This is a genomic window from Achromobacter spanius (assembly GCF_039673305.1).
GTDB lineage: Bacteria > Pseudomonadota > Gammaproteobacteria > Burkholderiales > Burkholderiaceae_B > Achromobacter > Achromobacter spanius_F.
Map to the genome: position 1 here is coordinate 349,509 of NZ_JBDJLJ010000001.1, position 20,779 is coordinate 370,287.

The 20,779-nt window shown below is 57.7% G+C and carries 17 protein-coding genes; 2 read left to right on the forward strand and 15 right to left on the reverse strand.

What is annotated here, in order from left to right; translation table 11 throughout:
* Position 1: 1 nt before the first annotated feature.
* The 6 genes from ABE485_RS01685 to wecB form a co-directional block, all read right to left on the reverse strand.
* Positions 2–664 carry a class I SAM-dependent methyltransferase gene (locus ABE485_RS01685; protein ID WP_346512990.1) on the reverse strand — a complete coding sequence of 221 codons (663 nt, stop codon included), beginning with the start codon at positions 662–664 and terminating at the stop codon, positions 2–4.
* Positions 665–945: 281 nt separating this feature from the next.
* Positions 946–1,974, reverse strand: a complete 1,029-nt coding sequence (locus tag ABE485_RS01690; protein WP_346512992.1) for a glycosyltransferase family 2 protein — start codon at positions 1,972–1,974, stop codon at positions 946–948.
* On the reverse strand, positions 1,958–4,396 hold the full coding sequence (locus ABE485_RS01695; RefSeq protein WP_346512993.1) for a hypothetical protein: 2,439 nt from the start codon (positions 4,394–4,396) through the stop codon (positions 1,958–1,960). The genes ABE485_RS01690 and ABE485_RS01695 overlap by 17 nt, the downstream gene beginning before the upstream one ends.
* An 11-nt stretch (positions 4,397–4,407) precedes the next feature.
* Positions 4,408–6,498 (reverse strand): hypothetical protein, encoded by a 2,091-nt coding sequence (locus ABE485_RS01700; RefSeq protein WP_346512994.1) that lies wholly within the window; start codon positions 6,496–6,498, stop codon positions 4,408–4,410.
* Between the two features lie 10 nt (positions 6,499–6,508).
* Positions 6,509–7,603: a hypothetical protein gene (locus tag ABE485_RS01705; RefSeq protein ID WP_346512995.1), complete on the reverse strand. Its 1,095-nt coding sequence runs from the start codon at positions 7,601–7,603 to the stop codon at positions 6,509–6,511.
* A gap of 15 nt (positions 7,604–7,618) precedes the next feature.
* Entirely contained in the window at positions 7,619–8,782 is a 1,164-nt protein-coding gene (wecB, locus tag ABE485_RS01710; protein ID WP_346512996.1) for a non-hydrolyzing UDP-N-acetylglucosamine 2-epimerase, read from the reverse strand.
* Between the two features lie 287 nt (positions 8,783–9,069).
* On the opposite strand from wecB, the gene ABE485_RS01715 reads away from it, so the two are divergent.
* Positions 9,070–11,517, forward strand: a complete 2,448-nt coding sequence (locus ABE485_RS01715) for a glycosyltransferase (protein ID WP_346512998.1) — start codon at positions 9,070–9,072, stop codon at positions 11,515–11,517.
* A gap of 109 nt (positions 11,518–11,626) precedes the next feature.
* Here the strand turns inward: ABE485_RS01715 and rfbA are convergent, their stop codons facing one another.
* The 5 genes from rfbA to ABE485_RS01740 form a co-directional block, all read right to left on the reverse strand.
* Positions 11,627–12,508 (reverse strand): glucose-1-phosphate thymidylyltransferase RfbA, encoded by an 882-nt coding sequence (gene rfbA, locus ABE485_RS01720; RefSeq protein ID WP_346512999.1) that lies wholly within the window; start codon positions 12,506–12,508, stop codon positions 11,627–11,629.
* Positions 12,505–13,401: a dTDP-4-dehydrorhamnose reductase gene (gene rfbD, locus ABE485_RS01725; protein ID WP_346513000.1), complete on the reverse strand. Its 897-nt coding sequence runs from the start codon at positions 13,399–13,401 to the stop codon at positions 12,505–12,507. Before rfbD ends, rfbA begins: the two co-directional genes overlap by 4 nt.
* An 8-nt stretch (positions 13,402–13,409) precedes the next feature.
* Positions 13,410–14,333 (reverse strand): glycosyltransferase family 2 protein, encoded by a 924-nt coding sequence (locus ABE485_RS01730; RefSeq protein ID WP_346513001.1) that lies wholly within the window; start codon positions 14,331–14,333, stop codon positions 13,410–13,412.
* A gap of 79 nt (positions 14,334–14,412) precedes the next feature.
* Complete coding sequence (rfbB, locus tag ABE485_RS01735) at positions 14,413–15,474, reverse strand: dTDP-glucose 4,6-dehydratase (RefSeq protein WP_346513002.1); 1,062 nt, start codon at positions 15,472–15,474, stop codon at positions 14,413–14,415.
* A gap of 169 nt (positions 15,475–15,643) precedes the next feature.
* On the reverse strand, positions 15,644–16,204 hold the full coding sequence (locus tag ABE485_RS01740; RefSeq protein ID WP_346513003.1) for a cob(I)yrinic acid a,c-diamide adenosyltransferase: 561 nt from the start codon (positions 16,202–16,204) through the stop codon (positions 15,644–15,646).
* Positions 16,205–16,409: 205 nt separating this feature from the next.
* Between ABE485_RS01740 and ABE485_RS01745 the strand changes: the two genes are divergently transcribed.
* Complete coding sequence (locus ABE485_RS01745) at positions 16,410–16,715, forward strand: copper-binding protein (protein ID WP_346513004.1); 306 nt, start codon at positions 16,410–16,412, stop codon at positions 16,713–16,715.
* A gap of 142 nt (positions 16,716–16,857) precedes the next feature.
* On the opposite strand, the gene hslU is transcribed toward ABE485_RS01745, so the two are convergent.
* The 4 genes from hslU to ABE485_RS01765 form a co-directional block, all read right to left on the reverse strand.
* Complete coding sequence (hslU, locus tag ABE485_RS01750; protein WP_346513005.1) at positions 16,858–18,192, reverse strand: ATP-dependent protease ATPase subunit HslU; 1,335 nt, start codon at positions 18,190–18,192, stop codon at positions 16,858–16,860.
* A gap of 70 nt (positions 18,193–18,262) precedes the next feature.
* A complete protein-coding gene (gene hslV / locus ABE485_RS01755) occupies positions 18,263–18,802 on the reverse strand; it encodes an ATP-dependent protease subunit HslV (RefSeq protein ID WP_346513006.1) in 540 nt (179 codons plus the stop codon).
* 187 nt (positions 18,803–18,989) lie between these two features.
* A complete protein-coding gene (gene dksA, locus ABE485_RS01760; protein ID WP_006389752.1) occupies positions 18,990–19,454 on the reverse strand; it encodes an RNA polymerase-binding protein DksA in 465 nt (154 codons plus the stop codon).
* A 125-nt stretch (positions 19,455–19,579) separates the two neighbouring features.
* Complete coding sequence (locus ABE485_RS01765; RefSeq protein WP_346513007.1) at positions 19,580–20,704, reverse strand: CobW family GTP-binding protein; 1,125 nt, start codon at positions 20,702–20,704, stop codon at positions 19,580–19,582.
* Positions 20,705–20,779: the final 75 nt, after the last annotated feature.

Here is a 20,779-nt window from a genome sequence, read left to right on the forward strand (position 1 = left end):
TTCAGGCTGTGCGTACGATGACCGGTCTTTGTCGTCTAAAAAAGGAAAATCTCTCTCGACCTACGCGAGCCGCGATTGGTATGGAACATCCGTTTGGCCAGTGGATCCCCAGGTCAAGATGTGGCTGGCTATAGATTGTGATGTCATTGAATCCCGCTGCTATCAGTTCTCTTATCAAGGACGCTTCGGAGAAAAGTCTCATTTCTAGCGTAGTCCCAGGCCCACCATGGAAACAAAGATCCTCAAATTTTTCGTGTTCACCTTGGCGAGTGATATTGTGCAACACCCATTTTCCGTCAAGCTCTTCGAGCCGCCAATCATGCAGGTTAGGGAACCACTCTCTAGTTTCTGCATTCGCCTCTCCAGGGCGGTCAAACGGAACCGAAATAATGAAGACACCATCTTTTTTCAATAGTCGTCTAGCGTTTGTGAAGGCCGTGGAGATTGGAGGAGCTACGTGCTCAAACACGTCAGTTGATACCACGAAGTCTAGTGACGCCACCATTTTTCTGTCTATGTTGGTGATGTCCAAGAAAGGCTCTTGGTGATAAAAAGTATTGATGTATTTTATTTTGTGCGCTAGGCGATTCGCATACCCGTCCCAGCAACTCATCCCGATTCCTACAATGTCTGGCCGTGGCGGTGATATGTCGTCGATAGACATGCTCTTGCCAAAAAGTTCGGCGGTCAAGATTTGAACCATTGCGCGCATGCGTACCGTTGAGCCGCAATCAGAGCAGGAGGCCTCTTCGCGACTGAGGGCGCTGGAGGGTACTTCGTTCACGGAACTGCAGATATTGCACCTAAATTTTACTCTCTGGTCAAGCTTTGGCATGTTCATTTTAATGGTCCCATTAAATATGTCATACGAAAAAGCGACGCCACAGAAACTAAAACTTCGCGCGAAGTAGAAAACCCTCCTAAGCCAAAAATTGAACTTTCAGATCATTTTTTTTCGCCATTCCGCAGCTTCCTGCTTTTTGAAAAGCGGGTTTGGCGATGAATGACTCTCCTAGGTACTTGAGCTACATCGTGGCCGACAAATGCGAGCAGGAATTGCACTCCCATTAGGAGAGAGACGGTCGCGATCATGATGGTTCCGACGGGGGACGAAACGTTGTGATGGGCTGACGAAATCCAGTGAGATCCACCAAAAAATATAGAGAACAGAAGAAGCGATATGCCCATCGGCAGCTCGAGCGAAGCAAGCGACATGTCGCGAAGGTAATAGTTGTAGGCAATGCGCTTGAAAGCATTTCGCATATGCTTTGCCATGAACTCGCCAATGATCTTGGAGACTTTCAGATTGCTGACTTCATCGCCATAGCTGGCATCCATGGGGACATCCACCACCACGGCGCGCACTATATTCAGGCGGAACAGGATGTCGGTCTCGAAGAAGTAGCGTTCGCTGAGCTTGTGAAGGGGGAGTCGGCGCAGCACGTTCACGTGAACCGCGGTATAGCCGTTTGTGGGATCGAAAAGGTCCCAATAACCGGATGAAAATTTGGCCATGAAGGAGAGCATCGCGTTGCCGAACAGTCGAACTTTCGGCATGCCATGGATTTCTTCAAGATCGTAGAATCGATTTCCCTTTGTGTAGTCCGCCTCGCCGCTGACGATGGGCTCGACAAAGTCGGGCAAGAGTGCTGGATCCATCTGTCCATCGCCGTCGATTTTGACTACGATATCCTGGTCCTCTTCGATCGCAGCGCGGTATCCGGTGATGACCGCGCCTCCGACACCCTTGTTTTTCTCGTGGAAAATAACACGCACCCGCGAGTCCGTGCAATTCTCTTCGACATATCGGCCGCTGCCTTCCGGGCATGCGTCGTCCACGACGTAAATACGATTGCATTCCGGACCGATGCGGGAAATTACGTCTAGAACGTGACGCGTCACTTTGTACGAAGGGATGACGACCGCAATGCGCGGTTCGACTGGGGTCTGGATCATATCAATTGAGTTCCACATGCAAATCCTCCACGATTGCGGAGGCGCCATCACGGGTAGTAATGTAAGGTTGCCCTTGCCGCGCATTCACCGGCACTACGACCGCTTCGGAGAATGTAAAGGTCTTCGTGCGGCAGGCAATAAGTCGATAATAGGGAGTGCCGGCATCCCAGTTCACTTGGGCAACAAAGTACCCTGTATCGCTCGTGCAGCGTAGTTGTACTGTGTACTTGATCTGGTTTGCAATGCCTGTCGAGAACCAGTCAAACGGTCTTGGCTGGGTGGTGGCTTCTATTGTCCGCTTTGAGGTTTGCGGATGTTCGGCCTCAGAGACAGCGAGTGCGGCTTGGAGATCGAATCCATCGTGATGGCGAATGGTCTCCGTGGCGACGCGGTACAAGGTGAGCGGTCCTACCTGGGCAACGGCGCGGCCCTGGTTGGCGAGATACTCACGCAGGATTGCCGCAGGGGTGGCGTCCGCCTCCGTGTTTGCCTGATTGGTGATGACGAAATCGACTTTTTCCTTGGCTAGGAAGGCAGCAACGTCCTGGCTGCTTTTGATCGCCTGATACTGTGCTGCGCGGCCGGGTGTGTACCAGTTCACATATAAGGGGGTGCCATGCAGCGTGGCGCCATACGGTGTCTCGAACGGATAAAGGACCCGCGAACCCGGGGCCGTGGCATTGATCTTGTCGTTCAGCTTAGCCGCGGGCGCGTAGGTGGTGACAAGTCGATCGCGTCCCGCATCGGTATAGGCGGCCTGTGCCGAGCCTTGCATGAGCCAGACAATGCCACGGAAGGCATACAGGTTCAGAGCCACGCAGATAAGCACAAATAGAACGAACAGCAATCGCAACGCGCGGTGCCGGCCCATGAACAGTCCAGCCATGACCACGATGGCGAGAGGCATCACCGGGAAAAGATATCGCCAATACTGGATGGCGGAAAACATGATGATGCCGAACCCCAGCATTGGAATGAGAGCGAGGCGCAGAAGTGGGGATGAGCCCCTGAACGCAAGGGCTACCAGCGCGAAAGGCAGGATGAATAGATATTGCCAGCCCGCCACATAATTCGTCGATTCGAAGTATTCCGACGTGTTGAAGAACGCATTCACGTAACTATGAAACGAAAACCCCTTCGTCCAAGTCGTATCAATGAAATTTTCCGGGCTGAATAAAGGGGAGCGAAAAATTGCGTTATAGAGCGGGAACACTGGATTGCCGGTGATGCGCCATGCAAAGGCATAGTTATGCAGCGCCGCAAAGCTCAAGATCAACAGCGCGAGCAACGCCCAAAGGGCGCCTTCTCGTCGTGGCACCAACTCGCGCACACCGGTGCGCAGGATCAGCGTCATGATGCAAAGTACGCCCAGCGCGGCGGCAGGCAGTTTCACTGCCGCGCACAATGCCGCGCAAGCCAGAATGCCCCAAATGTGCGTGGCCCGTCCTTCACCTGCACTGCATATGAGAGCCATGGCGACCATTGCGATCACGGCCAACGCCAACTCGGTCTGCAGCGAAAGCAGGAGCACGCCAAGCATTGGTGTGCTGGCCATGAGGACAAGAAGCAGCCATTGAATTAGCGGACGAACGCGGGCTAGATGCAGCACGTCCGCGATCAGGACTAGGAGCGACAACGCAAGCCCTAGATTCCAGGCGCCGCGGATGTCGGCGCCGGCCATGAGCGACAGCGCGGCGTGCACCAAATCAGAAGCAAAGGGAGCGAGCGACCAGATTTGGTTCAACGGGTCCAGTTCCGCCTTGTGCAGCGTGGCAAAGCTGGTCCATAGGCGAAGTCGCGTCGCATGATCGTCGAACATCACACTCGGAAAGCTGCTCCAGCGCAGGACCCAACCAATGGCAGCCAGGCCGGGCAGCCACGCCCAGGCAGGGACTGACTTTATCCATCCTCCGGCAATCTGGATCCGAGCGCCGATCGCATGGCGGTATTGGTCGGCGGAATACCGGAACAAGGGAATCAGCGCAATGACGCACAGACCCCAATAGATGCCTCGATAATTGATTCTGTAGTGAAGCATCAAGCTCCACAAACCAATCCATATCGCGACGCCAAGTACGATTGACTCTAACGGATGGCGTAGCGCGTAACCAGGGTCTTTGTGAATGCGATCTAGCAAGAGGCCACCCAGCGTCCAACCGCTGACCGCCCAAATGCTGACGACGGCCAGATTGCCTAATCCCACGCCCAGCCCCAGCCATCCGAGGACGACGACGAGTGTTAGGGATTTGGCGTGCTGGCGCTTCAATATGGAGAGCAGGATGCCTGTGGCCACGACGCCTGCAGCCCATATCGCTCCGTCGTATTGGACGGGCGACGACCAGGCTGCTTCTTGCCATAAATAGCGTGGCGCAAGAAATATCAACGCGCAGAGTATCGGCCAGGCAAAAATCTTGGCAATACTGATAAATGGGCTTTGCACTAGCGGTCTCTTTAGTTAGACGGTGCGAGCGGCGTGGGAGAGCCGCTCACTTGGTACAGCATGTAGGGTCCCGTCTGATCAATGAGACGGCCCCGGCTGACCATGTATTCGCGGATCAGGCCGTTCGGTATTTTTGTCGGGCCCGTGTCCGTTTGGTTGGCAATGACAAAGTCGGGACGCTCCCTGGCAATGAAATCCGCTGCGTCTTGAGCATCACGGATTCCTTGGAAGCGAAGGGAGCGCGCAGGGGCATACCACGGCGTATAAATTGGCTGGCCACGGAGAGTTGCGCCGGCGGGGGATTCAAATGGGTAGAGCACGCGCGCGCCCGGGGCGAGATTATTGACCGTATTGGTCAGGGCGGCGACGGGAGCGAAACTGCGCAGCATCCATTCACGTCCGGTTGAAGTAAATGCACTTTGTGCAGGCACCTGCATCAAACCAGATATGTTGCGGTAGAAGCGCAAGTTGAATCCAATGCAAAGCAAAGCCAGCAACATGATGAAGATGCGCAGCCTCGGGCGTTCGTCGATGAAAAGAGCACCCATCAATACGATAGCCAATGGCATGACCGGGAAGAGATATCTCCAGTACTGCACGGCTGCAAACATCGCAATGCCGAAGCCCAACATTGGAAATAGGACGATACGAAATTGCCGAGCCGGCCCCGGAAGCAAGGCCGCAATCACTGCAATAGGCAACAGTATCAGGTACTGCCAGCCGGCTGCATAATTGCCAGACTCGAAATATTTAGATGTCTGGAAGAAGGCGTCTATATAGCTGCGCAAGGTAAAGCCAGCCGACCACGTGGTGTCACGGAAGTCTTCCGGGGGGAAAAAAGGCGATCGGAAAATGCTGTTATAAAGCGGGAAAACTGGGTTCCGTGTGAAATGCCACGAGACTCCGTACGCATGCAGAGCGACGAAGGTCACCATGAGTAGCGTCAGCCAGCTAGCCGCATTGGGCCAATGTCTTGGTATGAGTGGTCGAATGCCGATACGTTTGGCCAGGGCTAGCATGCACATAGCACCAAGTACTGCGCCAGGAAGCTTGATAGCGACGCACAGGCCGGCGCAAGCCAACACTCCAATAATGTGGGTTGGTCCGGTGCGAGTGGCGCGAATGATCAACAATAGCGCCGTCAGCGCCACGACCGCGAGTGCCAACTCTGTTTGCAGCGATAGCAACAGATTTCCGAACATCGGAGTGCTGGCCAGCAAGATCAACAAGAGCCATTGCCAGCGTGGGCGTATGCTGGTGTATTGCAGAATGCTTGCCGTCAGTCCCAAGGTCATCAACGCGAGCGTCAGATTCCACGCTCCGCGAATGTCGTCGCCCACCATCAACGACAATGCGGCGTGCAACAGGTCGGAAGCAAAGGGGGCCACCGACCAGATCTGATCGGCTGGGTTGAATTCCGCGCGATGTAGATGCTCAAACGTGGTCCACATCCGAAGGTGCAGAGCGTGGTCGTCGAACATCACGCTGGGAAGGCTGCTCCAGCGCAGCATCCAGCCAATTATCGCGATGCCTGGCACCCACATCCATAAAGGAATGGAACGAGCCCACTCTTCAAAAGCAACTAGCCGATTGGCTATCGTCGAGCGGAGTGCGCCTTCAGGTAGCGACGTCAAGTGGACGAAGGGCAACAGGCACAGTCCCCAGTACACGCCTCGATAGTTGATTTCAAAGTGGAGCATGACGCCCCAGATGGCAAGCCAAGCGGTGATGCCCACCATAGTGGCTTCTATCGGAAATTTCAGTGCGTAGGTTCGATCTCTGTGTATGCCACCAAGCAATATTCCGCCCATCGACCACGCAGAAGCGAGCCACACTGGGATCACTGCCAGATGGCGCAAATCCACGCCCAGGCCAACCCAGCCAAGCGCAAGGGTGAGTAGCAGCGCATGGGCGTGGCGACGGGACACGATAGCAAAAGCCAATCCTGCCAGCACGATTCCCGTTGCCCAGATCGCGTCGTCGTGCATGCCGCGTAACGGCCAAGCAGATTCGTGCCACAGGTAGCGCATGCCGAGCAGCACCAATCCACAAAGCAGTACCCCGCCCAGACCCTTTGCTGTGTTGTTATAAGCGTTTTGCAATGGCTTCTCTTTAGCCGATAAATGCCAACAACTGTCTTCGACCTTTCTCCGCCAGTTCGGCAAGTCGTTCGAGCACAACGAAGTTGCTGTCAACCATATGCATATATTCATCGCCCACCGGCAAGCGGCGCTCGGAAAGAGCGTCCATGGACGCGTAGCTCATTCCAAGGTCGACGAAATCGCCTACTTCTGGCGTTCCCATGATGGGCAAAAGACCGAAACTGAGATATTCGATCAGTTTGGTCGGGCATGCGACGCGGTTTAGAACGTGGGGCTCGCGGCAGAGGATGCCATAACTGCTATCGGCATAAACAGCCCTGACTTCCGCCGGGCGCGCTGCATAGATGGAAAGTCTCACGTCGTCAACCGGGCAGCCTCTGGCAAGAAACTTTTGACGGAAAACGTCGGGTTCGTGTGTCAATATCTTTGTCGTGTAAACGGACAAGGATGCGTGGACCGATTCCACAATGCGGTCCACCATTTGCCACGCCTGGGCGCCACCCGCGTAAACCACCTTTCCATTGGGTTGACGGCCCGCAGGCCCGCTTTTCCGACTCTCCGGAAATATCGGGCACACGATACTCAACCCGTGAGCCCATGGATACTTGGCGCTGAAGTGTGTCGACATTCGGCGTGTGACATATATTCGAGCGTCTGCCTCGAGCACCGCCCACGATTCAAGTTGACCAAGAACCTGGGCGTGGTCATCGTCACCCATGAATGCCGTTTCTTCGGGCACCACTCCGTGCATGTCCACAATGAACTTGCCACCCCGCAGGCTTGCCAGGTTGCGGATCTGAGGGAAGGCTAAAGGGAGAATGCTGTGTGAATAGAGCGCGACGGCGCGCCTAAACAGTTGAACGGTCGAGGTACTATATTGGTGCCCGATCTCGAGTTCCAGGCAGCCAACTCCCAGGCGCCGAATATACTGGGCGGATCCGAGCGAGGGGTTTACTTTTACATATATGCGATTGTATGCGCCGAGGTAGGAGTCAACGGTAGCGACGCGCTGGTGATATCCCTCGCGCGGCTTATCGTCCAGGGGATTAACGCCATTCGCTAAAACGATGACCGGATCTTGTATCTGATGCAGAATGTCTTGCATACCATCGGATCGTATTCAGGCATGCCTGGAGATTTGCGTGAGATCCCAGTCCGCGACAGCTGATAGGCCCCCAGGGGTCTCGAAGAGGGCGGCGTGCGCGGCGGCAACGATTCGGGCACTGGCTTGGCCATCGCCGTAGGGCGAATCGCCGCGGCTCATCTGTCGGAAGTAATCTGCATCCTGAAGCAGGCGAGTTGCCTCTCCGACAATGTTCGCCGTTTCGGTGCCGACAATTTTGACGACTCCGGCGGCGACCGCTTCGGGACGTTCGGTCACTTCACGCACGACGAGTACCGGTTTACCCAGTGCTGGCGCCTCTTCTTGAATGCCCCCGCTATCGGTGACGACAAGCGTGCAGCGTTTGAGCAAGCCCACCATTTCGCGATAGCCGACTGGTGGTATGAGCTTTACACGTGGCAGGTCGCCGAGCAGCCCCGATACGACATCATGAATGTTGGGGTTTGGATGGACCGGGTAAACCAGTGTCAGGTCAGGGAATTGATCGTGCAGCTGGCGCAGTGCAGCGCAGATGCGCTTCAACGGCTCTCCAAAGTTCTCCCGCCGATGCACTGTCACGAGAACCAACGGACCCGGGCTACCGAAATCCGCCGGCGCCGTGCGCTTTGCCATGCTCAGGAGCGCGTCGACGACGGTATTGCCGGTGATCTTCACAGACGCTGCATCAATGCCCTCGGATTCCAAGTTGTGCTTCGACAACTTGGTCGGTGCGAAATGCAATGCGGAAATCCGGCCGGTGACAATGCGGTTGAATTCCTCGGGGAACGGATGGTGCAGGTTTCCCGTGCGCAATCCGGCCTCGACGTGGCCGAACAGGATGCGCCGATAGAAGCAGACCACCGAAGCGACCATCACGGTCGTCGTATCGCCCTGCGCGAGCACCAGATCGGGGGCGAGGCTCTCCAGCGCGGCATCAAGCTGAATGAAGAGGCGGCCGGTCAAGGCGGCCAGACTCTGGTTGGCCTGCATGATGTCCAGATCCTGATCCACCTGTACGCCGAAGTCGCTTAACGTCTGTGCCAGGATCTGTCGATGCTGGCCGGTGGACAGCACGATAGTCTCGGCCCAGTCGCAATTTTGGAACGCCTGGATGACAGGCGCCATCTTGATCGCTTCGGGACGCGTGCCTACAATGCAAACGACCCTTTTTTTAAGTTTCATATAGTTACCTTGGCGTTGTGCACGTAGGCTGCGTCAAACGCAGCCATGGGCGCCTCTATCAGCTCGGTTGTTCGCAACAGGAGGGAAAAAGCCTGGGCTACAGCGGGGAGATGCGTTGCCGATTTCTCGGGTGCAATGTTACCATCCTGCTATCTATATCCGCATTTTTATTCAAGGTTTGCGGCACGATCAGGCCTCTCGGCTTTTTTATTTTTGTAAGCGCACAACAGGCGTCGAACTTGAAAAAAAGGGGCGCAGTCGGGCGCTGACAACTCGCGGATTCAAAATTGTCAATTCCCCATAACGAAACTCACGAAATAACGGACGATAGTGACGATCGTTTAAAAAAATCGGTGGCTGCCGAAGTTTTCTATCAAATAGCTATCGATAACCTGCCGCATTGGTTCGTACGGAAAATCCGTAAAGATTCGGCGTCGTCCTGTGACTGGATTTGCGCAACTGGGGAAGGCACAGACCTGCTCGCACAGCGGCTGAATGTTGATGTCACGGGTGTGGATGCAGCGATCGATTTGATCGATGCTGCCCGCAGCAAGTATGTAAAGCCGAATTTCCTGGTGGCTGATGTGGATTCCGTTGGCGACCCCGCCGTCACGGAATATGACGTATTTTTCGTCATCAACAAACTACAGCGATTTTCCAGGCCTGAGCGCGTTCTCGAGAAAATCGCCGCTAGCGCGCGGAAGTATCTGGTCGTGCTGGTCCCCTATCGCGCGTATCGGCGGCCAGTGGGCCATGCCTCGACCTTCGATTCAGGAAATATACCGACTTCGGTGGCAGGTCGTTTTTCGCTCGTTTACTCGCGGGTGATTGCGGGCTATAAGCCGGGCAGCGGGGATGCCGACGGCGAACATATTATTCTTCTATACGCGGCGGACCAAGAAATACCGACGCTCGCCCTTTCTCTGGACGATTTGGAAATTGGGAAGAAGCCACTCTGCCAAGAACTTCAGTTGCAGCGTTTGCGCGACGAACTCAAGTCCGCCAATCAGTTGTTTCTTGATCGCACTTACCTGTTGGAAGGGAAACTTCGCGAGCAGGAAGCAGAGGCGATTCAACGCGGTCGGGAGAACGCCGCCCTCAGGCAAAGCACTTCATGGAGGGTGACCGCGCCGATACGCAGCCTGGGCCGAGCTGCCAGTCATAGCAAGAAGATGATGCGGACTGCGGCGCGCTTGACGTATCGCCACGCGCCCTTGCCGACGGCCTGGAAGCAAGCCTTGAAGCGCTCGTTGGTTGGGAAGGCGGATGCATCGAATCCCTTGGCGGGGGGCGAACCGCAGGTGGCGACAGAAGGCGCGCCAAACATTGTGCCGCGGTTCATTCCGCCGCTTCGAGGCCCCAAGGACCGAGCAGACGTCTTTGTTTGGGGAGCGGCAGATTGGAATGCCCCGCATTTTCGCGACCAACGGATCGCGCTGGACATGGCGCGACTGGGTCACCGGACCTATTTTTTCTCAACGCGATTCGCTGATGAGGAGCAGCCGGGTTTCCGGCTGGAAGCGGTTTCTCGGGATGGGTTACTGAACGTTGTCTACCTGAATGTGGCTAGTCCGCGGTCGATTCATGACGTAAACGCCAGTTCGGAGATGGATGCCTCGTTGCGAGCGAGCTTGGCACTGTTCCTGGTTCAGGCCGCTCCGACTTCCATTATTTCGATGCTGCAGCATCCGTTCTGGTTGACCTTGGCCGACCAGGTGCCGAATCGCCATCTGATCTATGACGTGATGGCCGATTGGGCCGAAGACGAGGACACCGAACTTGGTAAGCTGCACGCGCGTGCCATTCGGACGGCCGACCTCGTTCTGGTTCAGACGGAAGGCCTTGCCTGGTCGGCTCGCGATCAGGGTGGCCAGGTTCTGCTCCTGCCGGGCGAGGGAGAGCAGGATGGCGGTGGGCGGGCACGCGCCATCAGCCTCCATGTGGACCAATACGTCCCGCCGCTAATAACGCTAGTGCTTGTCTCTTACAACAAGCTGGAGCTGACCGACGCCTGCCTGCACAGCTTGGAGAAAAATACGCACTACAAGAATTTTGAGGTAATCGTCGTTGACAACGATTCGCGTGATTCAACGCCTGAATACCTGCGAGAGTGGGCAAGTCGCGGCGAGAATCGACGCATAATTCTCAATGCGGATAATCGAGGATTTGCTGCTGCGAATAATCAGGGGTTGCAGATCGCACGCGGCGAGTACCTGGTGTTGCTCAATAACGATACTTACGTGACGCCCGGCTGGTTGGGAACATTGGTTCGCCACTTGAAACGAAATCCGGCTGCCGGCATCGTTGGTCCCGTCACAAATAACATCGGCAACGAATCCAAGATCCAGATCTCCTATGATTCAATGGCGGAGATGGAGTACGCGGCGCGGGTGTATACGTCCAGCCACATGGGCGAATTCATACCGCTACATACGGCGGCATTCTTCTGCGTTGCATTTACCCGGGAGATATACGAAAAGGTCGGCGACCTCGACGAGGCGTTCGGTATTGGGATGTTCGAGGATGACGATTATTGTCGTCGGGTTCAGCAGATTGGTCGCACTGTTATTTGCGCGGAGGATGCGTTCATCCACCACCATCACTCGGCTTCTTTCAACTTGATGGGTATGGAGCGGCGGATCAAGCTGTTTAACGAAAACCGCGAGGTATACGAAAAAAAATGGGGGCCTTGGGTGCCTCACGAATACCGCGAGGGCTTGAAGGAAAAGAACTGACGTACCCATTTTTGTATTGAAAAGCGCGTGTTCGAACTGTCACGAACACGCGCTTTTCAATTTATTGGTTGTCGATGCAGATCTTGTCAGCAGGCACGGGCTTTATTCTTCAATATACCGTTTCTACGAGCAGGCGCCGCAGATATTTACCATAACCGCTCTTTGCCAGCGGTGCGGCCAGCGTTTCCAGTTCTTCTGGTGTGATCCACTTGTTGCGGAATGCGATTTCTTCGGGGCACGCAACTTTCAGGCCTTGCCGATTTTCCAGCGTGGAAATGAACTGGCTGGCTTCCAACAGGGATTCATGGGTGCCCGTATCGAGCCAGGCGTAGCCGCGCCCCATGATTTCGACGCTTAATTTGCCTTGCTGGAGATAAACGCGATTCAAGTCGGTAATCTCCAATTCGCCGCGAGCCGATGGTTTGATTTGTTTGGCGATTTCGACGACGTCCTGATCGTAGAAATAGAGGCCAGTGACCGCGTAATTGGATTTTGGCTTGGTTGGCTTTTCTTCCAGCGACAGGACAGTGCCATTAGCATCGAACTCCGCCACCCCGTAACGTTCCGGGTCGTGTACGTGATAGGCAAAAACGCTGGCGCCTTGGGCGCGAGCATTGGCGTTGGCCAGCAACTGATGGAAGTCGTGGCCGTAGAAAATATTGTCCCCCAGCACAAGCGCCGAGAGATCGTTCCCGAGGAACGATTCACCGATGAGGAATGCTTGGGCCAGACCGTCGGGCGACGGCTGGACGGCATACTGCAGATTCAACCCCCACTGCGATCCATCGCCGAGCAGTTGTTGGAATCGGGGTGTATCTTGGGGCGTCGAAATGACCAGGATGTCTTTGATACCAGAGAGCATAAGTGTGCTCAACGGGTAATAAATCATCGGCTTGTCGAACACTGGCAGCAATTGCTTGCTGATTGCCAGGGTGGCGGGGTGCAGCCGGGTGCCCGAGCCGCCGGCCAATATGATGCCTTTGCGTTTCATGCGGGAAGTTCCAATGACGTAAGTTGATCTACCGTGCGGTCGACATGAATGGTCCAGTCTGGCAGCTGCAATTTCAGCGGGGCAGTGAGGGCGGTGGTGTTCAGTCGAGAATTCTTGGGTCTTGCTGCAGGCACAGGATACTGCTCGGTCGTAATGGGTTTGATGTTGGCCTCTTCGGCCTTCAAAGCCATGCCATTCTGACGAGCTCGCGCGACCACATGCGTGGCAAGTCCATGCCAAGTCGTATGACCTGACGCCGTCAAGTGATAGACGCCCGTCGAAAGCCGCCCTTGCCGATAGCCGGCAAGGGCCAGGGCTGTGACATCTGCAATCAGTTCGGCCGATGTGGGCGCGCCGTGCTGGTCGGCCACGATATTTAAGGCTTCCCGCTCTTTGGCGAGCCGCAGAATAGTCTTGATGAAATTGCCGCCGTGGGCGGAGAAAACCCAGCTCGTGCGCAGGATAAGAGCATTGCAACCGCTGTCGGCGATGGCGGTTTCGCCCGCGAGCTTTGTTGCCCCATATACGCTCTGCGGATTTGTGGAGTCATCGATATCGTAAGGTGCATCCTTCCGGCCATCAAAAACATAGTCGGTGGAGTAGTGCACCAGGAGCGCGTTGTTTTTTTTCGCATACGCGGCCAGCTGGGCCACGGCATCCGCATTCACAAGCTTTGCGGCGTCCTGATTGGTTTCGGCTCTGTCCACTGCGGTATACGCTGCCGCATTGACGATGATCTCGGGGGCTTGGCTATGCAGCAACTGGCGCAGTCCTTCCAGATCCTCCAGATTCGCGCCTTGGCGGCCGAAGGCCCGCGTGTCTCCCAGCGGCAGCAAAGTGCGCTGTAGTTCATGGCCGACTTGACCATCTTTGCCGAGTAGCAGAATTTTCATAGCGGTAGTCATATTCGGTTGGAAATCGCGGCGGCCACTAGTCCCAGATTACCCAGTGTGGTCTGGCGGTATATGCCCGACCTTTTGATACCCACAATGCGTGGAATCAAACTCCGTTCGCGGGCTGATACCAAGCAGTCGAAAATCCGGCGGTTTGCGGGCGTGAGCTTTGGCAACAGAGGTACAAGCGCTTGGATATGCTGATTTGTCCACGCTTTGAGGTGGCCTTGAAATAGCATGCGGATCCGCAGCAGCCGGGCACCGAGCCCGGCATTTGCCCCGATCAGGTTACCGCCATGCTGGCGGTACCTGAGGGATGGCCGGCTGTCGTAGTGTACGCGGCCCCCGCAGGCGCTGACTACGATGTAGACCCACCAATCATGCGCCACTACGTCGATGTCGCAGCCGGCCGCAATGAGCAAACGCCTGGCCGCGTTGTTGAACACCATGGTATTGCCGCCGGCCACGTTCTGCACCAGAGCATTGGCGAATGAAGGGGGGCGTGTAAATAGTGGAGAACAGCCCAGCGTTGCGCCTTGTTCATCGATCAATTCAGTGCGCGAACAGTACAGTGCGGGCACCTCTTCGGGAACAGAATCCAGCCATTCCACTGCGCGCTGCAGCTTGTCTGGATACCAGATGTCGTCCTGATCCGACATGGAATAGTAGCCGGCCTGGACTTCGGGCCGGCAGATCAATGACATGAAATTCGCGACGAAGCCCTTTCTAGGGCCGTCGCATATCATCAACCGATCCGGTTCCCAACGCGTTTGGTAGTCGGCCAGCACGCGACGGGTGGCGTCGTCAGGGCTGTCGTCCGAGGCCCATACCTTCCAGTGCGGATAGGTTTGAGCGTCAAACGAGTCCAACTGTTCCGGCACGTATTTCTCACCCTGGTACGTGCAAAGAAGAATAGCGACTTGCTGGCTCAATGGCCTACCCATATAAAGGGATGACTGTATGGCAATGCGGGGAAAGGCGCGTGCGCGCCTTCGAAGGCCGCCCGAATAATCAAGCGGAGTATTGGGTGTCGACCCATTCTCGATATGAGCCGCTGGTGATATTGGCGACCCATTGCTGGTTTTCCAGATACCACTGCACCGTTTTCCGAATACCCGACTCGAAAGTCTCAGCGGGCTTCCATCCCAGCTCACGCTCCAGGCGCGAGGCGTCGATGGCGTAACGCTGGTCGTGGCCGGGCCGGTCTTTGACGAAGGTTATCTGGTTCTTATAGGGCTGGCCATCCGCTCGGGGGCTGAGCTCGTCAAGAAGCGCGCACAGGGTGTGGACTACGTCGAGGTTCGCCTTTTCATTCCAGCCGCCTACGTTATAAGTCTCACCAAGCTGGCCGTCAGCCAGCACGCGCCGGATGGCAGTGCAGTGATCCTTCACATATAGCCAGTCGCGGATTTGCTGCCCGTCGCCGTAGATCGGCAATGGCTTGCCAGCCAACGCATTGTGAATGACGAGAGGAATCAGCTTCTCAGGAAAATGGTAGGGACCGTAATTGTTGGAACAATTGGTCGTCAGTACCGGCAGTCCATAGGTATGGTGATAAGCCCGGACCAGATGGTCGCTGGCCGCTTTGCTGGCCGAATACGGGCTGTTGGGCTCGTAGCGATTGGTCTCGCTAAAAGCTGGATCTTCCTTCTTCAACGAACCATAGACCTCGTCCGTGGACACGTGCAGGAAGCGGAAGCTGGCGCGTTCGGCCTCCGATAGCCCATTCCAGTATGCTCGTACGGCTTCCAGCAGGTTGAACGTGCCGACGATGTTCGTCTGGATGAATTCGCCAGGACCGTGGATAGAACGGTCAACGTGCGATTCGGCCGCGAAGTTCAACACGGCGCGTGGCTTGTGCTTGGCCAGCAGTTCGGCAACGAGCTTGGTGTCGCCGATGTCGCCATGGACCAACTGATGGTTGGGGTTGCCAGCCAGCGAAGCCAGGTTTTCGGGGTTGCCTGCGTAGGTGAGTTTGTCCAGCGTGATGACCGGCTCGTCCGTAGTGCCGAACCAGTCCAGGACGAAATTCGAACCGATGAAGCCGGCGCCGCCGGTGACAATAATACTCATTCTCTATTAAATCCTTGAGCAGTGAGCGCGGTGCGCAAACCCGCTCGTTAACCCTCAATTATGCCGCAACTGCGTCGGATCGAACGAATAAATGAAACAGAGTGTCGGATGCGATATTTTAATTCCCAACGGCAACGCGCGTTGGCGGGTTTGCAATTTCTCGCAGTGGTTACGTCGATTGACGAGAGTTCGGACTCGCCCAGAGGGTGTCCCCGATATTCAGCGTCTTGTTTAGGTAGCGCGCCAGCACGAACATCAAATCCGACAGGCGGTTCAAGTATTGCCTGATCGGCGCATTGACACCGTCCACGTTCGCCAGCCCCACCACCGCGCGCTCGGCGCGGCGGCATACGGTGCGCGCCACGTGCGCCAACGCCGCCGGCCGCGACCCGCCAGGAAGGATGAATTCCCGCAGCGGCGGGAGCGTTGCGTTGTAGTGAGCCAGACGGGCATCAAGGTGTGCGACCTGTTCGGTGCTGACCGCGACGTGGCCCGGTATGCATAGCTCCGCGCCCATGTCGAAGAGATCGTGCTGGATGACGAGCATGTCGGCCGCCACGTCCAAGGGCAGCGCTTCTGTCAGCAGCAGGCCGATGACGCTATTCAACTCATCCACGTCGCCCAGCGCGGCCACCCGAGGGGCGTCCTTGGGCAGGCGCGATCCGTCCCCAAGGCCGGTGGTGCCATCGTCTCCCGTGCGGGTGGCAATAACGGATAAGCGGTTGGCCATGGAAGTCCTGGTTCGGTGAGTAGAAGTAAGGGGCTTGCGTCCGACGGTAAGCGCGGCGGACGGATTGGGCGGCGTTCGCAATCAACCGTCAGAATTGTTGCGTACTGCGGCCGGAACTGTTGCATTCGCGCAGTATCCTAGCACTGTAGGAAGCGGACTGGGCCCGGCCCGGTAGCGGCTTCCGCTGCACATGGAGGTTACCCATATGGCTTTTTCCCGCAAGTATGCCGTGCCCATGCCTGTCGCCGCCGCGATGGCTGTCGTAATGATCGCCGCGCCGGTGGCGTTTGCCCAGCAGGCCGACGCCACCGGGGAAGTGCGGCGTGTGGATCCCGCCGCGGGCAAGGTCACGATCAAGCACGACGCCATCAAGGCGCTGGACCTGCCGGCCATGTCGCTGGTCTACCAGGCGGACCCGGCGCTCCTGGCCAATATCAAGGCAGGGGACAAGGTGCGCTTTACGGCTACCCGCAAGGATGGCAAGTACGTGGTGACTGCGATCGCGAAATAACGCGACGTGTCGCGCCCAAGCGCGCGCCCGTGGTGCGCGTCGCGGGGACGCCTTTCCGGTTGGCATTTGAAAAAGCCCCGCCGCAATCGCTTGCGGCGGGGCTTTTTGCATCCGTCCCGGGATCAGGGGCCCGGACGGCGCATTACAGCACGTAGCGCGCCAGATCCTGGCTGCTGGCGGCTTCCGCCAACTGCGAATTGACGTAGGCGGCGTCGATCTTGACGTGCTTGTCCTGGCTGGACGTGGCGTCGAATGACAGTTCGTCCAGCAGCTTCTCCATGACCGTGTACAGGCGGCGGGCACCGATGTTTTCGGTGGTTTCGTTGACGTCGAAGGCCAGTTCGGCCAGGCGGCGCACGCCTTCCTCGGTGAATTCGAGCTGGACGTCCTCGGTGGCCATCAGGGCCGTGTACTGCTTGGTCAGCGAGGCATCCGTGTCGGACAGGATGCGCACGAAGTCTTCGGCGGTCAGGGATTCGAGTTCGACGCGGATCGGGAAGCGGCCCTGCAGTTCGGGAATCAGGTCCGACGGACGGGCCAGATGGAATGCGCCGGACGCGATGAACAGGATGTGGTCGGTGCGCACCATGCCGTAGCGCGTGTTGACGGTGGTGCCCTCGACCAGCGGCAGCAGGTCGCGCTGGACGCCCTGGCGGGACACGTCGGCGCCGCCGGCTTCCTGGCGGGCCGCGATCTTGTCGATCTCGTCCAGGAACACGATGCCGTTCTGCTCGACGTTGTTGATGGCCACGGTGCGCAGGTCTTCTTCGTTGACGCGCTTGGCGGCCTCTTCGTCGATGATGAGCTTGAAGGCTTCGCGCACCTTCATCTTCTTGGGCTTTTTCTTGTCGCGCGCCATGCCGGCGAACATGCCGCGCAGCTGCTCGGCCATTTCTTCCATGCCCGGGGGCGTCATGACGTCCATCTGCGGGGCGGCCTGGGCGACCTCGATCTCGATTTCGAGGTCGTCGATCTTGCCTTCGCGCAGGCGCTTCCTGAAGGTCTGACGGGCGCTGTTGTCTTCGCCGCGGTCCGGTTCGCCGGAGGCGTTGCGGGCGGGCGGCACCAGAGCGTCCAGGATGCGGTCTTCGGCGGCGTCCTCGGCCTGGGTGCGCACGCGGCGCATTTCCAGTTCGCGGGTCTGCTTGATCGAGTATTCAGTCAGGTCGCGGATGATGGTGTCCACGTCGCGGCCCACGTAGCCCACTTCGGTGAACTTGGTGGCTTCGATCTTGATGAAGGGCGCGTTGGCCAGCTTGGCCAGGCGGCGCGCGATTTCGGTCTTGCCGACGCCGGTCGGGCCGATCATCAGGATGTTCTTGGGGTGGATTTCGTGGCGCAGCGGTTCCGCGACCTGCTGGCGGCGCCAGCGGTTGCGAAGCGCCACCGCGACCGCGCGCTTGGCGCGATTCTGGCCGACGATGTATTTGTCGAGTTCGGAGACGATCTCTCCGGGCGTCATGTTGGATGCGGACATGAGGGCGGATCCTTGAAGCTAGGGCGGGCTGGGAGGGCGCCGCGGCGCAGGGTGCGCCGCGCGGCAGGCGTCAGTCGCCCAGCGTTTCGATGACGTGGTTCTGGTTGGTGTAGATGCACAGGTCGCCGGCGATCTCCAGCGATTGCTTGACGATCTTTTCGGGAGGCAGTTCGGTGTTGCGCAGCAGGGCCAGGGCGGCGGACTGGGCGTAGGCGCCGCCCGAGCCGATGGCCGCCAGGCCGTGTTCGGGTTCGAGCACGTCGCCGTTGCCGGTGAGCACCAGGGTGTGCTCGGCGTCGGCCACGATCAGCATGGCTTCCAGGCGGCGCAGGACGCGGTCGGTGCGCCAGTCGCGGGTGAGTTCGACCGCCGCGCGCATCAGGTTGCCCTGGTGCTTTTCGAGCTTGGCTTCGAAGCGTTCCTGCAGCGTGAAGGCGTCGGCGGTGGCGCCGGCGAAACCGGCCAGGATCTTGTCGTGGTACAGCCTGCGGATCTTGCGGGCCGTGCCCTTGATGACGATGTTGCCCAGGGTGACCTGGCCATCGCCGCCGAGCGCGACGCGGTTGCCGCGTCGCACACACACGATGGTGGTGGCGTGAAATTGTTCCATGCGTTCCTTCCTTTGAAAGAAGTAGCTGGGGGCATTCGCGGGGAAATCAAGGTCGGCGTTTCAAGGCCGCGCCTCGGGCGTCTGCATCGGAAGCGGCGCGCGAGGCGGGTTAGGCCCTGTGGACGAGAAAAAAGGCCATGCCGGAGAGCAGCATGGCCTTTCAGGGACGGTGCGAATGCGGGACGGATCAGTCGCCGTAGAGCTTCTGGCGCATCTCGCGGCGTTCCTGGGCTTCGAGCGACAGGGTGGCCGTGGGACGGGCCAGCAGGCGCGGGATGCCGATGGGTTCGCCGGTTTCTTCACACCAGCCGTATTCGCCGCTGTCGATGCGGGCGATGGACTGCTGCACCTTCTTGAGCAGCTTGCGCTCGCGGTCGCGGGTGCGCAGTTCCAGGGCGTGCTCTTCCTCGATGGTGGCGCGGTCGGCGGGATCCGGCACGAATTGCGTCTCGCGCAGGTGCTCGGTGGTTTCGCCGGCGTTGGCCAGGATGTCCTGTTCGAGTTGTTTGAGCCGTTCCTTGAAGAAAGCCAGCTGGCGTTCGTTCATGTAGTCGGACTCGGGCATGGCCAGCAATTCCTTTTCGCTGGGCAGATCAATCGCCGTATCGCTCGTCGACTTGCTTGATTTTTTGGTTGCTGCCTTGGTAGCCATGTAAACACTCCACTATGAATCGATCCTGGCGCGGGCGTCCATTCCCGGTCCGTGTTACTTGTTGCCTACGCTATCCGTACCTCACAGTACTGCCTTCGTCGCATCGCGTCACGCAGGAATGGGGATTACCCCGCCAGGCACTGCTCCAAGCCCCGGGTAAAAATCTCCTGGGGCAGCTTACGTCCGATGAACACCATCTTGGTGGACGGTTTTTCGGCCGCGGTCCACGGCTTGCCGGGTTCGGCGCCCATCATCATGTGCACACCCTGGAACAACATGCGGCGGTTGATGCCCTTCATGTACAGGATGCCCTTGTAGCGCATCAGGTCGGGGCCATAGACCTGAACCACGCCGCCCAGGAATTCCTCAAGGCGCGCGGGATCGAACGGCTTGTTGGAACGGAACACGAACGCGCCGATTTCGTCGTCGTGCTTGGGGTGGTGGTGATGGGCATGATTGCAGTGCGCGCCGCACTCGCCGTCGTGATCATGATCGTGATCATGGCCATGGTGGTCATGATCGTGGCCGTGATCGTGCCCGTGGGCATGGCTGTGTGCGGCGTCCGGATGTTCATCGGCCAGGAATTCCGGGTCGATGTCCAGAATGGAATTCAGGTTGAAGCCGCTGATGTCGATGATGGACTTGAGGTCGACGTCGCCGAAATTGACGGCGGTGATCGGCGCGCGCGGGTTCATGTGAACCAGGCGGTGGCGCAGCGCTTCGTAGTCGACTTCGTTGACCAGGTCTTTCTTCGAGATCAGGATGCGGTCGGCGAAACCGACCTGCTTCTGGGCTTCGGGTTGTTCGTCGAGCGTGGACATGCCGTGCTTGGCATCGACCACGGTGACCACCGCGTCCAGGCGGTAGTACTCGGCGATGTCGTCGTCCATGAAGAACGTCTGGCAGACGGGGCCAGGGTTGGCCATGCCGGTCGTTTCGAGGATGACGCGTTCGAAAGTCAGTTCGCCGGCCTCGCGCTTGGCGCGCAATTCCGACAGTGTGCGCATCAGGTCGCCGCGCACCGTGCAGCAGACGCAGCCGTTCGACAGTTCGATGATTTCTTCATCGCTGTCCTGCACCAGCAGGTCGTTGTCGATGCTTTCCGGCCCGAATTCGTTTTCGATGACCGCGACGCGGCGGCCGTGGAATTCGGTCAGGATGCGTTTGAGCAGGGTGGTCTTGCCCGCACCGAGAAAGCCGGTGAGGATGGTGACGGGAACCATTTTGTCCAAACTGCGCGGGGTATTCATGGCGAAGCTGCTAGCGTGAGGTCAAGGCGTGAAACACGGGGCCTGACAGGGTTTTCAACCACCGATGAATGATGA

What these genes read in the sequence shown, in the direction of transcription:
- ABE485_RS01685 (WP_346512990.1), bottom strand. Translation starts at nt 664, where the DNA reads ATGTCTATCGACGACATATCACCGCCACGGCCAGACATTGTAGGAATC.
- ABE485_RS01690 (WP_346512992.1), bottom strand. Translation starts at nt 1,974, where the DNA reads ATGTGGAACTCAATTGATATGATCCAGACCCCAGTCGAACCGCGCATT.
- ABE485_RS01705 (WP_346512995.1), bottom strand. Translation starts at nt 7,603, where the DNA reads ATGCAAGACATTCTGCATCAGATACAAGATCCGGTCATCGTTTTAGCG.
- wecB (WP_346512996.1), bottom strand. Translation starts at nt 8,782, where the DNA reads ATGAAACTTAAAAAAAGGGTCGTTTGCATTGTAGGCACGCGTCCCGAA.
- rfbA (WP_346512999.1), bottom strand. Translation starts at nt 12,508, where the DNA reads ATGAAACGCAAAGGCATCATATTGGCCGGCGGCTCGGGCACCCGGCTG.
- rfbD (WP_346513000.1), bottom strand. Translation starts at nt 13,401, where the DNA reads ATGAAAATTCTGCTACTCGGCAAAGATGGTCAAGTCGGCCATGAACTA.
- rfbB (WP_346513002.1), bottom strand. Translation starts at nt 15,474, where the DNA reads ATGAGTATTATTGTCACCGGCGGCGCCGGCTTCATCGGTTCGAATTTC.
- ABE485_RS01740 (WP_346513003.1), bottom strand. Translation starts at nt 16,204, where the DNA reads ATGGCCAACCGCTTATCCGTTATTGCCACCCGCACGGGAGACGATGGC.
- ABE485_RS01745 (WP_346513004.1), top strand. Translation starts at nt 16,410, where the DNA reads ATGGCTTTTTCCCGCAAGTATGCCGTGCCCATGCCTGTCGCCGCCGCG.
- hslU (WP_346513005.1), bottom strand. Translation starts at nt 18,192, where the DNA reads ATGTCCGCATCCAACATGACGCCCGGAGAGATCGTCTCCGAACTCGAC.
- hslV (WP_346513006.1), bottom strand. Translation starts at nt 18,802, where the DNA reads ATGGAACAATTTCACGCCACCACCATCGTGTGTGTGCGACGCGGCAAC.
- dksA (WP_006389752.1), bottom strand. Translation starts at nt 19,454, where the DNA reads ATGGCTACCAAGGCAGCAACCAAAAAATCAAGCAAGTCGACGAGCGAT.
- ABE485_RS01765 (WP_346513007.1), bottom strand. Translation starts at nt 20,704, where the DNA reads ATGAATACCCCGCGCAGTTTGGACAAAATGGTTCCCGTCACCATCCTC.